8 protein-coding genes are annotated in these 16,467 nt (G+C 46.0%); 3 read left to right on the top strand and 5 right to left on the bottom strand.

Going from position 1 to position 16,467, the window contains the following annotated elements; genetic code table 11:
* Positions 1-103: 103 nt before the first annotated feature.
* Positions 104-913, bottom strand: coding sequence for a Cof-type HAD-IIB family hydrolase (locus tag VV1_RS12975; RefSeq protein ID WP_011080562.1), 810 nt, complete (start codon positions 911-913; stop codon positions 104-106).
* Between the two features lie 192 nt (positions 914-1,105).
* On the opposite strand from VV1_RS12975, the gene queE reads away from it, so the two are divergent.
* Positions 1,106-1,756, top strand: coding sequence for a 7-carboxy-7-deazaguanine synthase QueE (queE, locus tag VV1_RS12970; RefSeq protein WP_043877152.1), 651 nt, complete (start codon positions 1,106-1,108; stop codon positions 1,754-1,756).
* Between the two features lie 12 nt (positions 1,757-1,768).
* Complete coding sequence (queC, locus tag VV1_RS12965; protein ID WP_011080560.1) at positions 1,769-2,464, top strand: 7-cyano-7-deazaguanine synthase QueC; 696 nt, start codon at positions 1,769-1,771, stop codon at positions 2,462-2,464.
* 109 nt (positions 2,465-2,573) lie between these two features.
* On the opposite strand, the gene VV1_RS12960 is transcribed toward queC, so the two are convergent.
* The 4 genes from VV1_RS12960 to VV1_RS12945 all read right to left on the bottom strand — a co-directional run bounded on the left by VV1_RS12960 (position 2,574) and on the right by VV1_RS12945 (position 7,105).
* Positions 2,574-4,508: a diguanylate cyclase gene (locus VV1_RS12960; RefSeq protein ID WP_011080559.1), complete on the bottom strand. Its 1,935-nt coding sequence runs from the start codon at positions 4,506-4,508 to the stop codon at positions 2,574-2,576.
* Between the two features lie 197 nt (positions 4,509-4,705).
* Positions 4,706-5,056 carry a DUF2750 domain-containing protein gene (locus VV1_RS12955; protein ID WP_011080558.1) on the bottom strand — a complete coding sequence of 117 codons (351 nt, stop codon included), beginning with the start codon at positions 5,054-5,056 and terminating at the stop codon, positions 4,706-4,708.
* A 116-nt stretch (positions 5,057-5,172) separates the two neighbouring features.
* Positions 5,173-5,799 (bottom strand): OmpA family protein, encoded by a 627-nt coding sequence (locus VV1_RS12950; RefSeq protein ID WP_011080557.1) that lies wholly within the window; start codon positions 5,797-5,799, stop codon positions 5,173-5,175.
* Position 5,800: 1 nt separating this feature from the next.
* Positions 5,801-7,105, bottom strand: a complete 1,305-nt coding sequence (locus VV1_RS12945) for a TolC family outer membrane protein (RefSeq protein ID WP_011080556.1) — start codon at positions 7,103-7,105, stop codon at positions 5,801-5,803.
* Between the two features lie 416 nt (positions 7,106-7,521).
* On the opposite strand from VV1_RS12945, the gene VV1_RS12940 reads away from it, so the two are divergent.
* Positions 7,522-16,335: an Ig-like domain-containing protein gene (locus VV1_RS12940; protein WP_011080555.1), complete on the top strand. Its 8,814-nt coding sequence runs from the start codon at positions 7,522-7,524 to the stop codon at positions 16,333-16,335.
* Positions 16,336-16,467 lie beyond the last annotated feature (132 nt).

Here is a 16,467-nt window from a genome sequence, read left to right as displayed (position 1 = left end):
ACCGGCTAATTGTACGGTAAAAATTAAGTAAAAAAGGATAAAGTATTAACCTGCTCCCAGTTTGAAGGTAGTAGAGAGGGAGACAATCCCTCTCTAGCACTCATCAGGCTTGCAGGACAAACTTCTCAATCGCCGTTGCGACGCCATGGTCATTATTACTGTCAGTGATGTAATCTGCGATTTGCTTGGTCTCTTCCATCGCGTTAGCCATAGCAATGCCAAGCCCTGCGTATTTCAACATGTGGTGATCGTTTTCTGCGTCCCCCATACAAATCACTTCTTCCGCGCGAATGCCGAGATATTCCGCAATCGCAGCCACGCCAATTCCTTTATTACTGGCTGGGTTTAAAAACTCGAGGAAGAATGGTGCGCTTTGAACAATGGTGAACTCATCATGCAATGTGGCGGGTAGGGCGGCGATGGCTTTGGTGAGCTCTGAGGGCTCCGCCACAATCATGGTTTTGATGATTGGGTGGTCATCCGCTAAGGCATCAAAATTCATTTCGGTAATACTGAGACCATTGATGTTGGCTTCAATATCGGTGTAAGGATTGTTTTGCGGAGTAATCAGGCCAAATTCTTTGCTGAACGCGTGTACAAATACCCCCAGTTTATCAGCCAAACGAGCGATTTTTTTCGCCGCTTTGCCATCGATGATCTGCTCATGGATGATCTCACCCGTTGCCACGTTCTTAACCATCGAACCGTTGTAAAAAAGAACAAAGTCTTTGTCTGAATCGATCTGTAATTCTTCCAGTTTGCTTTGCATCCCCTCTAACGGGCGGCCTGAAGCAAGTACCACGGTCACGCCTGCAGCGCGAGCTTGGCGAATCGCTTCCTTATTGGGTTCAGAGATCTGTTTGTCACTATTGAGTAATGTGCCGTCCATATCCAGCGCAATCAACTTGTACATGCTTACCTACACTTAATGAAAATGAAAAAGAGAAAAGAATAATGAGGCGTATGAAACTATAAAATGAGCCAAATTAACAATGAATTTTTTCGTTGAGAAGAGATTCATTTGACCTCGGGGCGAGTCTCATTTAAGGTCTGCGCCTTGCGAAAAATTTTTAGGGTTGTAGTGACGTTGTACAAAGTTAACGAGATGTTTGAAACCATTCAGGGCGAAGGTGTGTTTACTGGTGTTCCAGCGGTTTTCGTGCGCTTGCAGATTTGTCCTGTAGGGTGCTCTTGGTGTGATACCAAGCAAACGTGGGAAGCAGCAGAGCAAGATGAACAAAGCTTTGCTGAGATCATCGTTAAAACAGGGGACAGTCCGACTTGGTGTCAAGCGGATGCCGCAGCTATTGTTGAGCAGTACCAACGTCAAGGTTACAGCGCCAAGCACATCGTCATTACTGGTGGTGAACCTTGTTTGTACGATCTCACTGAGCTGACACAAGCATTTGAAGCCATTGGCTGCCAATGTCAGATAGAGACCAGTGGTACTTACGAAGTCAAAGCAAGCGAAAACACTTGGGTGACGGTATCGCCTAAAGTCGCGATGAAAGGTAAGTTGCCGATCTTAGACAGTGCATTACAACGAGCCAACGAGATCAAACATCCGGTCGGTACCCAGAAAGACATCGACCAGTTAGACGCTTTACTGCTTCGCGCTCAAGTGCCTGCAACAACGGTGATCGCACTGCAACCTATTAGTCAAAAAGAGAGAGCCACTCAGTTGTGCATCGACACCTGTATTAAGCGCAATTGGCGTTTGTCGATTCAAACACATAAGTACCTGAGTATCGCGTAAGAGGGATTGTTTATGAACAAAGCCGTTGTGGTTTTTAGTGGTGGTCAGGATTCGACGACCTGTTTAGTCAAAGCACTCAATGAATTTGATGAAGTGCATGCCATCACGTTTGATTATGGCCAACGTCACCGTCTTGAAATCGAAGTGGCGCAAAATCTGGCGAAAGAACTGGGTGTGGCTGCACACAAAGTGATGGATGTGACGCTGCTCAATGAGTTGGCCATCAGTTCACTGACTCGCGACGATATTCCTGTATCTCATGAACTGCAGGAGAATGGTTTACCCAACTCGTTTGTTCCTGGTCGTAACATTCTTTTCCTCACTTTGGCGGGCATTTACGCTTATCAAATTGGCGCACAGACGATCATTACTGGAGTGTGTGAAACCGATTTTTCTGGCTATCCAGATTGTCGTGATGACTTTGTCAAAGCGATGAACAGTGCGCTTGTGAAGGGCATGGATAAGCCATTAGTGATCCAAACACCACTCATGTGGCTCAATAAAACAGAGACGTGGGCGCTTGCGGATCAAAATAACGCTTTGCAATTGGTCAGAGAAAAAACCTTAACGTGTTACAACGGCATCATTGGTGATGGTTGTGGTGATTGTCCTTCTTGTCACTTACGTAAAGTGGGTCTCAATGACTATTTAGACAACCGTGAGGCGATCATGGCTTCTCTAGTTGAAAAGCAGCACGCCGAATCTTAATAAACGAAACACAAGATGACGGCATTGCTGTTGAGTCGCGATAATTCTCTGGCGCCTTTAGCGCACAGGAATTATCGCTTTTTCATTTTCTGTTCAATCAAATATGGGTTTAAATCGCGGCGTTGTAGGCATCAATGATGGTGTTACGGCCGTTTTTCTTCGCCTGATAAAGCGCTTGATCCAAGATAGAATAGAGCTCATCGAAATCTGAAAGCGCTCTAGGAGTAGCGAGAAAAGAGAAACTAGCACTAGCAGACACTGCGGTATTTGATGGAGAAGCGACACGACACTCACTAATCAGGTCATGTAACTTTTCAACGCGAAATTGCACATCGATATCTTCGACTTCTCGCAGCAACAAGATAAATTCCTCACCACCTAATCTGCCAAGAATATCGCCTCTTTGCAGCTCCCCAAGCAAAGTTTTGCAAATAGTGATTAACAGCTTATCTCCCGTTGGATGACCAAACTGATCATTGACCCATTTGAAGTTATCGAGATCAAACAGAATCAAAACGTTTTTGCTGTGTGGACGCTTTGCTGAGCTGGCTTGCTTAATTGCTTTGATCGCTGAGCCACGATTCAATGCTCCCGTCATCATATCGAGCTGAGATTGCTTTCTTTTTTGCTGACTGGTGAGAAAAAATAACCCAACAACGATAAGCGCTGCCGCGATCAATAAGCTATAAAGTGATTTTTTTTGTTGGTAGTTTTGCAGCTCAATCAGTTTTTTGTCGTTGTCACTTTGCAACTGTGCAATGCGCAACTGGTATTCAAACTGCTGCTGAGCAAGATCCAACGCTTCAAGTGCACTGGTAGTGTCTTTGTCTCTTAATCGAAACTCGATCTCGGCATATCGGTGGTAACACTCGTAGGCTCGGGGAAAATCAGCCAGTGCCTTATAAGTCTCAGAAAGTTGTAGTGATGCTTTTGCCTGAAGCGAAAGAAAATCCATTGAAACCGCAGATTGATACGCTTGGTCGGCATGAGAAAGTGACGCCTGAAGTTCCCCTGCCTGTAAGTAGGCAAGGCTAAAGCGATAATGAATTTCCGCGCTTAAACGGTGATTTTGACCTAAGTTGGCTTCATTTAGCGCTTGATTAAGCAGTTCCTTCCCTTTAGCGAATTCCCCTTGTTCAATATACAGAGAGCCAAGTCCGGAGTAGGTCATCGCGAGACCGAAGGTATGCTGGTCTTTACGTAATAGGGCAAGTGCTTGTTGATAATAACTCTCCGCTTGCTCGTGTTTATGCCAATCAGCATAGAGTTGCGCGAGGCTGTGTAACACTTGAGCGAGCTCTGTTGGCGTACTTGCATTTCGTCTAATTGCCAAAGCATCGAGAAGGTAGTTTTCTGATTGTTGAAATTGGCTGACTTCACGCAACTGGTTGCCAATATCATTAAAAGCGCCTGAACGATCGGCGTTAGCGGGTAGGGTGCGCAGCATCTTCTGGTAGTTTGCTAGCGCAAGATGGGGCTCGCCTCGGTAGCTGAAATTGTTGGCGATGATACGATAGCTCAGGTATTTCGGCAGTAATGTACTGTCATTGCTATCTATCTGCTGTTGCAGCTTTGAACAGAAGTGTTTCGCTTTGTGGAGTTCACCTTGCTCGTTCAGCGTGTAGCAAAGCTGATAGTAAATGAGTTCTTTGGTGTTTTTTTCATCGAGTTGAGCGGCATGATTCAATACGGCTCGGAATTTCTCAACGGCAGAATCGTATTGCCCCTCTTTGCGCAAATACATTGCATCCACATAGAGAGCTTCTTGGCGAGCAAAGTGGCTATCTCGATGCTGACTTGCACCATAGTAGGGCTGATCTCTATTTGAAAGGTAATCAAACAGTAGCCCGCTGACGTAGAGCTTCTCGGCGCTCGGCAATAGTGCTGAGTAACGCTCTTGTAGCAAGTCAAAGGCTGCGCCGTCATCGGCTTTTAGTTTCTGTTGATAGAACTGATACCAATGATGAAAACTGCTGCTTTCTGCGAAAGCGGGTACGGAACAAAACAGCAGAACGATCCATAAAAGTAATTTACGTATAAACATGGTGCTAGAAAGGGGAAGCCAGTCGTCTATCTTATCTTTTACGTACGGAGAACGGTGTGATCCACTCGATAACTAACAATAAAATATGCATATGATTTCAGTGTTTTTCGATAGAGCGAAGAGATTTAATGTTCCAATGTACAAAGACCAGCATTGTAATGCTGGTCTGAAATAGATAAATGAAACGAATCTGAAGATTACAGGTACATTTTTGCCAATTCTGACGGTTCGATTTCTTTACCTTCAAGTTGAGCATTCCAGTTAACACCAACAAGAACACCGTCTTCATCTAAGGTGATCAACCAATCTTCAACGAAGATGTCTAGAGGAATTTCTAACACTTCAAAGTCAGCCCACTCTTCAACGTTATGTGCCATAGCGTCTTCTTTGGTTGACCAGAATGGCATAACTTCACTTTGCTCAAACTCTGTTGAGTCACAAGCTAGCCATCCTTCTTCGTTACGCAAACCCCAAACCAACTTGGTGCTTTGAGTCTCTTCAATAAATAATTCTAGGTTTGCTTGGGTATCTGCGGTCAATTTGCTCATTGTAAAATCTCGTTATGAATAACCGTCGCTAAGAGTATCACTTAATCCAAGAGTTACCAATGCGAGATTAATTTCTGAGTAAAAGAAAAGGGGCGAAATGCCCCTTACGTGAAAAACTACTTCTTCGCTTTCGGTATGCTAGTAAAAATAGTCCACTCTTCTTTCACGTCCCCTTTGTATCCTACAACAGAGGCGACGACACGTCGGTTAAGTGCGTGACTGACTTCATCCGTCCCTTCATTGGCTAAGGCACTATCACCGAAGCCGACGATACGTACTCGGCTTTGAGCAATACCATAACCAATCAACATTTCACGTACGTTATTAGCTCGGCGCTTTGACAGATCTAAGTTATGTTCTGCATTACCTGTGCGGCTTGCGTAGCCTTGTAGTTCGATTGAAGTTGATGGGTAAAGCTTCAAAAACTCTGACATCTCTTTAATCTGTTTACGGAAAACAGGATTAATTTTATCTGAGTCATTCGCAAACAAAACTCGGATTTGCATCTGCTGCGAGGTTTTAACGTAAGTGCCACAACCGTCATTATCGATTTCAGCAGTACTTGGTGTATCAGGGCACAAGTCTCTCGCGTTGATCACGCCGTCTCGATCTTGGTCTTGCAGATCGGCAAGTTGATCGGCGCGTGGTGTCGCCAAGTAGTCGTACTCATCAGCTTTATCGCTTGCAATCACGGGCGTTGCCGCAAATGTTAAACAAATGAGAGGCAAAATAAATGCTTTCATATTAGTACTCCACTCCTTCAACCCATTCTTTAGGAATATCCACACGCAGTGCATTTAACAGTTGGCCAGTTGCATTCATCACACGGAACTTAGCGTATTGCTCGGCATACTTCGCATCCAAGTAACCTTTACGTGCTTCAAATAGCTCGTTTTCAGTATTGAGCAAGTCCAGCAATGTTCGTTTACCAATGCGGTACTGTTTCTCATAAGCAATAACAGTATCTGACGCGGAGTCCACGTGATCAGATAAGAACTCTTTTTGTTGCAGAGTTAAATCCAAGGCACTCCACGCGAGACGCAAACCTTCTTCAACACTACGAAATGTGCGTTCACGTAAATCTTTCGCTTTGTTGAGTTGGTAAGCTGCACTTTCAGAGTTTGCAGAGTCAGTTCCGCCGTTATATAGGTTGTAACGCATGCGCAACATTGCGGTTAACTCATCGCTGTTTCCTTCTACGCCGCCGGCGTCATCACGCCAAGTTTGTGAGGCTTCAAAAGAAAACGTTGGGTAGTTGCGACCTTTGGTCTGCTTGTACTGATAACGAGCAGAATCGACATCTACTTGCGAAACTTTAATCACAGGGTGTTGATTAAACGCTTGACTGACCGCTTCATCCAAAGTGAATGGAATTTGAGTTTGGTCGGCGCGCGGAAAAATAAGCGATTGCGGCGTTTGACCAACAAGACGCGTGAACATGGTGTGTGAGTCAAATAAGTTATTTTGAGCTGCTGCCAAGTTTCCGTGTGCCTTTGCTAGTCGAGCTTCAACTTGTGACAGATCGGCAGTAGAGCCAATACCAGAATTCACGCGCTTTTTAATATCACTATAGATACGTTTGTGGGTAGCGAGGTTACTTTCTGAAAGGGAAAGAATTTCATACGCTTTAACAGAATCTAAGTAAACCTTTGTTACTTCAAGCGCTTTGTTTTGAGCATCTGCGAGTAACTGGTAACGAAGAGACTCGGCTTCGGCCGCAGTGCGATCCATATCGTTTAGCGTCGACGAACCATCCCAAATCAACTGGGTGAAGGTTAAAGAGGCTTCTTTTCGAGTGAGATCGGTAGATTCTCCCTCTGCTGGATTGATGGATTCGTAACCAATACCAGCGTCTAAGTCGATTCGAGGTAAGTACGCGCCGGATGAGGCTTCATTGGCATAGCGTTTACTCACAAACTCGTTAAATGCACTTTTTAACTCAGGATTGGTCGCTAATGTAATCGAGATAGCTTGCTCCAGAGTTTGCCCTGTAGCAGGAAGTGTCAGCATTGCACCTAAGGCAAATGCATTTATTTGGGTCCACTTCACTGTGTTTCTCCTACTAATCTATTTGTACTAATTCTAAAGCATTAACTGTCTTAATTTTGAGATTGTTAAAGCAAATCGTCAATTTTTTAACACTAGTATTACTTGTGTGAATATGCCAAAAGAGATGAAAAGTCTCATTTTCTGACATTGTAGTGGATTTATTGATCAAATTCTAACTTATTGAAATTGAATTATATAGCGTTTTGGCTTTTTTAACGAAGCGAATCAAACTGTGATTCTGCTTCAAAAATGAGACTGCGTGATCAAAGTCGCCAATAAGTGACGTAAATGTAAATTGGACGGGATTTTGAGATGTCACATCTATGTCGGTTTGATATATTATAGGGTAAGAAAATAGAACTAGTCTGCCAGTCAAAAAATTGACGAAAGTACTACAGTCATCTCAGAGGTTATTTATGGATTTCACAGCCTTCCTTGCAGGAGCGTCTCTCACTGCTGGTCGTATTGTTGTTCTGGATTTAAACGGCAACATTAAAATTCTTGCGCCAGGACAAGCCATTGCTCCGGGCGAATTGGTTATTGAAACGCTGGAAGAAACAGATGTACCCCAATTTCGCATTGCAACCGATGCTGGTGAAACCAACATCACTGATGACATTCAACAGATTTTTGCTGCCTTAGAAGAAGGACAGGACCCGACGCAACTGGGTGACGATTTTGCGACGGCCGCAGGCGAAACAGGTGGTTCAAGCTTAGTGGCTGGCGGAACGATTTCGCGTATTGGTGCAGAATCTTTGGCAAGTACGGACTTTAGCACTCAAGGATTACAAGCGCTGGGCTTAAACGAAGCACAAAGCCTCTCTCTATTTGATCTACTAAATGATGCTAACACAGCATTACAAGACATTGACTCCATTGCACCATCGGCGCCGACTATCACACTAGACACGGACAGTGGCTCCAAAGCTGATGACTTTTTAACAAATGATGGTTCATACACGGTCACAGATATCGAAGATGGCGCAACTGTTGAATATTTTGTGGATGGTGAATGGACAACAACTGAACCTGTCGCTGTTGAAGGTGAAAATACCATTATTATTCGCCAAACCGATGACGCAGGAAATTCATCTGAGAGTAGCACGCTGACGTTTACTCTCGATACTACAGCACCAGATGCCCCGCAGATTTCGCTCGACACTGACAGCGGCAGCTTGGCGGATGACTTCCTGACCAATAAAGGCGATTTCACTGTTGCTGGCACCGAAGAAGGTGCGACGGTGGAGTATTTTGTTAATGGTGAATGGACAACCACCGCGCCAACACCAGTGGAAGGCGACAATACGATCATCGTTCGTCAGACCGATGCAGCAGGCAACACTTCTGGCAGCAGCACACTGACGTTTACTCTCGATACTACAGCGCCAGATGCACCGCAGATTTCGCTCGATATTGACAGCGGCAGCTTAGCCGACGACTTCCTGACCAATAAAGGCGATTTCACCGTTACAGGCACTGAAGAAGGTGCGACGGTGGAGTACTTTGTTAATGGTGAATGGACAACTACCGCGCCAACACCAGTGGAAGGCGATAATACGATCATCGTTCGCCAGACAGATGCGGCAGGCAACATTTCAGGTAGCAGCACGCTGACGTTTACTCTCGATACCACAGCGCCAGATGCACCGCAGATTTCGCTCGATATTGACAGTGGCAGCTTGGCGGATGACTTCCTGACCAATAAAGGTGATTTCACTGTTGCAGGCACCGAAGAAGGTGCGACGGTGGAGTACTTTGTCAATGGTGAATGGACAACCACCGCGCCAACACCAGTGGAAGGCGAGAATACGATCATCGTTCGTCAGACCGATGCAGCAGGCAACACTTCTGGCAGCAGCACACTGACGTTTACTCTCGATACCACAGCGCCAGATGCACCGCAGATTTCGCTCGATATTGACAGTGGCAGTTTGGCCGACGACTTCCTGACCAATAAAGGCGATTTCGCCGTTACAGGCACCGAAGAAGGCGCGACGGTGGAGTACTTTGTCAATGGTGAATGGACAACTACCGCGCCAACACCAGTGGAAGGCGACAATACGATCATCGTTCGTCAAACAGATACAGCAGGCAACACTTCTGGCAGCAGCACACTGACGTTTACACTAGATACGACAGCTCAGGCAGGTACGGTTTCTGTCGATCCAATTACCTCAGATGATGTAATTACAGAAACAGAGAAAAACCAAACTATTACAGTGACTGGTTCTGCGACTGGTGGTGACATCAAAACTGGAGATATTGTTACCGCAATCATTAACGGTAAAGAGTACACAGGTAGCGTTTCTGAAGACGGCGCGTGGGAGCTATCAGTAAGTGGTTCAGACCTTGCTGTCGACACAGCTTTTGAAGTTACCGTTAATTCAACTGATGCAGCAGGTAACGAAGTCACGTCTAAAGGTGAGTCAGTTCATAGATTTGATGACACGCCAATTAACGTGAACATCGACATTGATCCAATCACCTCTGACTCTGTGATTAATGCCCAAGAAGTAAACTCCTTAGTCACAGTGACCGGTACGGTAACTGGTGAATCTTTCTCGTCGGGCGTTGTTACTCTCACTATCAATGGCGTTGAATACACTGGTGAAGTTGTCGACGGTAAATACAGTATAGAAGTTAAGGGCTCAGATTTAAGCGCAGATTCAGATAATGTCGTCGATGCCAAAGTAGATGTTGTAAACACGGCGGGTAATATTGGCTCAGCGACTTCTACGGAATTCTACCTAGTGGATACGTTTGCACGTGGAACGATCAAGATCGACCCAATCACAGATGACAATGTGGTCAATAAAGCAGAAAGCGAAGGCCTAGTAAAAGTAACGGGCTCCGTTGGAGGCGATGCAAGGCCTGGTGATCAAGTGACCGTTGTGGTGAATGGTGTAACCTACACTACTTCGGTATTGAGTAATAAAACATGGGAAGTGTCTGTTTCAGGATCTGACTTAGCTCAGGACGACAAAGTTACCGCTACTGTAACGGGAGACGACTGGGCGGGTAATCCGTTTAGCGGCTCGGGTGAGCGTGATTATGTAGTCGATACGACCGCGGCGGGAGCGCCAGGCGTGACCATCACAGAAGATGGGGACAACGACGGCTACATCAGCGCGGCAGAGCTATCTGGTGACGTGAATGTGACCATCTCCCTAACGGGCACCAATGCGGTAGCAGGCGATACCCTGACGGTGAACGGCACGGACATCGAACTGACTCAAGCGCAAATCGACGCGGGCGAAGTGTTGACCACGGTAGCGGCGCCAGCAGAAGGCGCGACGTTGACCGTTGAAGCGACCATCACCGACAAAGCGGGCAACGTGTCAGAGAAAGGCACTGACAGTGCGATCCTAGATACGACCGCGGCGGGAGCGCCAGGCGTGACCATCACAGAAGATGGGGACAACGACGGCTACATCAGCGCGGCAGAGCTATCTGGTGACGTGAATGTGACCATCTCCCTAACGGGCACCAATGCGGTAGCAGGCGATACCCTGACGGTGAACGGCACGGACATCGAACTGACTCAAGCGCAAATCGACGCGGGCGAAGTGTTGACCACGGTAGCGGCGCCAGCAGAAGGCGCGACGTTGACCGTTGAAGCGACCATCACCGACAAAGCGGGCAACGTGTCAGAGAAAGGCACTGACAGTGCGATCCTAGATACGACCGCGGCGGGAGCGCCAGGCGTGACCATCACAGAAGATGGGGACAACGACGGCTACATCAGCGCGGCAGAGCTATCTGGTGACGTGAATGTGACCATCTCCCTAACGGGCACCAATGCGGTAGCAGGCGATACCCTGACGGTGAACGGCACGGACATCGAACTGACTCAAGCGCAAATCGACGCGGGCGAAGTGTTGACCACGGTAGCGGCGCCAGCAGAAGGCGCGACGTTGACCGTTGAAGCGACCATCACCGACAAAGCGGGCAACGTGTCAGAGAAAGGCACTGACAGTGCGATCCTAGATACGACCGCGGCGGGAGCGCCAGGCGTGACCATCACAGAAGATGGGGACAACGACGGCTACATCAGCGCGGCAGAGCTATCTGGTGACGTGAATGTGACCATCTCCCTAACGGGCACCAATGCGGTAGCAGGCGATACCCTGACGGTGAACGGCACGGACATCGAACTGACTCAAGCGCAAATCGACGCGGGCGAAGTGTTGACCACGGTAGCGGCGCCAGCAGAAGGCGCGACGTTGACCGTTGAAGCGACCATCACCGACAAAGCGGGCAACGTGTCAGAGAAAGGCACTGACAGTGCGATCCTAGATACTATCGTCCTCGCCGAAATCGACATCCTAAACATAGCCGGTGACCACAAGATAAGTGCTGATGAGTCTAATGCCGATGTGACCGTTGTTGGTTATGTTAATAAGGATGCTCAGCCTAATGATAAAATCGACTTTTACGTAAATGGAGAGCTTATTGGTTCAGGTTTCGTATCTAACGAGCCTCATTTGGATGCTCATGGTAACCAGATTGGGTATAAATTTGAGTTTGTAACCAAAGGCTCTAACTTGATCCCGGATGGAGAAGTAGATGGTGGAGCAATTCTTACAGCTAAGGTGACTGTATCTGATGTTGCAGGAAACACGTTTGTCGCGACTACAACTGAACCGTATTTCTTTGATATAGATGCACCAGACGCGCCAACTATCACAAAAGTCACTGATGATTCATCTGGGTCTGACTATTCTGTCGTTACTCTTCATGGCACCGGTAGTGAACCTGGTAATGAGGTTGAAGTATTTGCTAAAGATGCTAACGGTGTATATGTCACTATTGGAACAGCAACTGTTCAACAAGACTTGTCATGGACACTGGATATTTCGAACGAATCAGCCATTCCACTGAATGATAACGAGTTCTTGTATGCAAAAGAGAAAGACTCTTTTGGCAATGTCAGCGAAGCGTCTAATACGGTTCATTACTACCATGGTACTTATGATCCAGCGCTTGCAGAATCAACGGATGACTTTGTATTACTTGGTAGCGGTGATGATCTATTCAAATCAAACCAAGATGATGCCAACAACAAGTTAGTGGTTGATGGTGGTGCTGGTAATGATACAGCTGAGTTGAATTTCGCATCTACAAACGCTTCGGTTGCACTTAATACCGATGGCTCTGTCACAATCACTGAAGCCAATGGTGATGTGAACACTTTCATTGAGTTTGAAAACTTTAAGTTTACCGATGGTACGAAAACGACTTCAGAGTTGTTTGCGCCTAAAGTGAGTTTGGAAAGAGATCAGGATGACGTGATCAACAGTGATCGCTCTACGGTGGGCTATACGATAACGTTGCCTGTTGGCGCTGTTGTTGGTGCGATGCTCACGATAGTTATTGAGGGTGTAACACAAAGCTTTGCGCTAGAACCTGAACATATTGCAGCAGGGACGATCTCTGGTTCTATTGACTCTGGTTCAGTCGTAGGTGACGAGCTATCAATCTCAGCTGAAATTACCTATGGCAATCAGCCAAGTCATTTGGAGTTTAAAGATAGTGACCAGCTAGCCGTCAATGAGGGGCCTCAGGGTAATGACTTCGTTGTTACATTATCTCCTGATTCTTCTGTTATCGGTTTTGACTTTGAAACTGAAAGCACAGCAGATGGCCAGCAAATTGATGTTGTTACGGATCGTGAAGATGATGCCAACTCAACGGACGCAAAAGAAACAACGATCAGTTTCGATTCTCTTCCTGTTTTGGGAACCGTTTACGTTGTCAACAGCGATGGCAGCCGTACAGAAGTCACGAAAGACACAGTTGTAAAAGTGACGGATAAGCTTGAGTACGATTTACATGATGATGTCAATGACAAGCTGAGCTTTGATGCTCAAACTGATTTCAAAGGGGTATATGCAGACGATACCGTAACGAGCTTTGTTCTTGATAGCGGCGTCATTATCTCTGGCGGACACTATACGGGTTCAAGACCAGATACAGACAGTTCATTAACCCCGGATGAACTATTTTTCGATAATGCGGATAATGAAAAAGGCCTTGGTGTTGGTAGCTCTGAACTTGATGTCAGCACGAAAGATTACATCAGTGTAGATTTCTCTCAAATTTCACAAGGAAAGACGGATGTCTTGGTAAAAGAAGCCAATGTTACTTTTGGTAGCGTTTGGGGGAATTACAACGACACAAGTTCGGCGGATGCTCAAATCCATGTGCTTGTCTTTAAAGATGGGCAAGTGGTTCAAGAGTTTATCTACGATGATGATCAACAGCCTATTTATGACGGTTCGGGTGTCTTTACAGCCAACATCAAAGTCGATGGTGGATTTGATGAAATTCGAGTCTACACCACTCATGGCACAGATAATCCAAACGACAACGGCAACTCCAATGTCACATTGCAGTCAGTTGAAGTTGTTGATGCTGCTGTGTCTGAAGAGGTTGTTTATGAAGCGACTGATAGCGATAAGGGTACCGATAAAGGAACGATTGATTTCGTTACTGACTCTACAGAAACATCGACCAACAATGCACCACATCTTGCAGACACTCGATTTAGTGAGGTAGGCACGGAAGATACTGAGATTTCGCTCAATTTGGGTGCATTGAATCCGACCGACCCTGATGGTGACGCAGTTTATATTAGTAATGTCAGTGTCGACCCAAGCTACGGAAGCTTAGTGCTAACACATGATGCAAATGGTGTAGTGACAAGTGCAGTGTTTAAACCAGCTGAAAACAAACACTTTGATGATGTGCCATTTACAGTGACGGTTTCTGATGGTCATAAAACGGATACTGCAACAGTGATGTTGGAAGTAAAAGCGGTGGCTGATGCGCCTAATGTAACGGTAGTGTTCGGTGATAGCGTTACAACTAACGTAACGATGGACTCTACCCTTCATACTAAACTGGTTAATGGTCAAGTATTGTCTGAAGCTGATAAAGCTGCATTGGGTGTTACAGGGGTAGTTGTTGAAGTAAACCGAAATGCTACCGGAACGAATGGCTCAGAAGTTCTATTCGGTAGTGCTCAAGCTGACACTATGTACGGAAAGTATGGTAATGATGTCTTTGTTGGCGGGGCCGGTGATGACAAGATTGACGGTGACGACTCTTTGTCCACAACTGATCATGATGGCGTTGACACCGTTATCTACTCAGGTCCGTTATCTAACTATACCTTGGTTAACAATGGTGATTTTGGTGGGAAAGTTGATCAATGGGCTGTATTTGACTCAACAGGTAAAGACGCGTCTGCTCGAACAGGAACGTCTTGGGAGCTTACGGGTGATCATCTTTATGAAATCGAACGACTAGTGTTCTCGGATGCGATAGTGACTTTAAATCCAGATGGTACCTATCACGTAGAACAGATCACAGAGACAGTGCTGAACCTATCTGCATCAGTCGCCGATCGTGACGGCAGTGAGTATCTTGATGAAGTCCAAATTAAAGGACTTCCTGATGGAACGATGATTATCGATAAAGACACAGGCGAAACTTTAGGTGGCTTCCAAAATATAAATGGTGAGCAAGTTTGGGTCATCGATATAGAAGGTAATTCTACGCAAAGCATCAACTACGATAATTTGGTGGTTCGTACTCCTTCATCAGAAGCGCTAGACGTCGATGTTCATGTTGTGGCTAAAGAGAATTCGCTACCGCAATCAGATGTGGGTGCAAGTACGGAAGTCAATGCGGCTGCAAGCAATGATGTGCTTGCTGATCAAGGTGGTGAGGTTCCAACGACGCTTATTTCGCTTGTGATTGATTCGTCGGGCTCAATGGCTTCTAAGCCGACTGGTCTAACAGAATCAAGGATTGAGTATGTATTGGAAGCGTCTATTGAGCTGCTTAAAAACGTTAAGTCTCAACAGGGTAGCGAAAGCGTATTAGTACAAATGATTGACTTTGATACTGATGCGACTCATGCAACGAATGGCTCATCAAGTGTATGGATGACGGTCACTCAAGCTATTTCTGTGTTGAATAGTGCTTTGGCTAATGTTGACAATGATAACTACAACGGTATTTTCGATGCGGAAGGTTGGACAAATTACGACCAAGGCGTTGACGCCGTTATGGCGGGCTATCAAGATGCTACAGTTAAAGGTATTACTGGTGATACAAACGATGTGATCTATTTCTTGAGTGACGGGGCTCAAAACCAAGGAACAATAGGAAGTGATTGGGCTGCGTTCATCAAAGGGAAAGATGTAACAGCTGTTGGCGTGGGTAGTGAAGCCAATGTTCCATCATCTGGTTTGATTCAAGTATCTGGAAGTGCAGATAATATAGTTTACATACCAGACGAGAAGTTAGTTACCGATTTGCCGAAACTTCGTCCTACTATTGGTACCGCTGGTTCATTGTTGATGTCGGTTTCGGGTGATGATGCAACAGAAGTGGTTATTGATGCGACGAAAGCGCAAGTCATTCAGATGATTGACACTGACTCTTCTGTAATCAATATGCCTGATAGCTTGTCATTCAGTGTGGATAGCGTTAGCAATGAGTTACTTGTTTCCACTCTGTATGGTGACTTCCGTATTGGACAAGATGGTTCTTACTACTTCCAGCCTGATTCAAGTGCTCCGAAGATTAACACTGGTCAATCAGTGGCCTTTGAAGTGCTAATGACAGTCAAGGATGTGAGTGGTGTTGAATCAGAACAGCTAGTAACACTCAATGTGAGTCCAAATGGCGAGTCTAATGCTGCAGCAACCTCATCGTTCAACGCTTCTACTGGAGATGACCAAATCCGAGGTACAGACAACAACGACATTATCCTAGGACATGCTGGAAACGATGTCCTTGATGGTGGCCTTGGTGATGACCTCTTGTTTGGCGGTGCAGGAAGTGACCTTCTTATCGGCGGTCTTGGTAATGACATCCTAACCGGTGGCGATGGTGCGGATATCTTTAAGTGGGTTGATATGGAAACGGCGAGAGATCGTGTTACGGACTTCAACGCGTCGCAAGGCGACAAGCTGGACCTAGCGGATCTCTTTGACGATATGTCTAAAGCGGATATCGATACCTTGCTGGCCGATCTCGGTAGTGGTGACAATCAAGGGGCGGTAGGAGACGTGTCTATTCGCGTTTCCGATGATGCGAGTGCATCACACCTCACTATCGTCAAAGGAGGGCAAACCTTAACGATTGACTTTGATGGTGCGTCGGCAGCGGATATCACCAGCAGCTTGATGGATAACCTAAACCATTTAAAGGACTAAAATAACGAAAACCGGAGCTTGTAAGAGCTCCGGTTTTTTGTGCTGTCTGCAATTTGGTCTAAGCAACTGGTAATATAAGCAAGCAATAAAAAAGAGCCTCGATTTTTGTCGAGGCTCTTTTTGCTTAAAGTG

The sequence above is a fragment of the Vibrio vulnificus CMCP6 genome (assembly GCF_000039765.1).
Taxonomy (GTDB): Bacteria; Pseudomonadota; Gammaproteobacteria; order Enterobacterales; family Vibrionaceae; genus Vibrio; species Vibrio vulnificus_B.
Note: the sequence above shows the minus strand (reverse complement) of the source record. Positions and strands in the feature narration are given on the sequence as shown.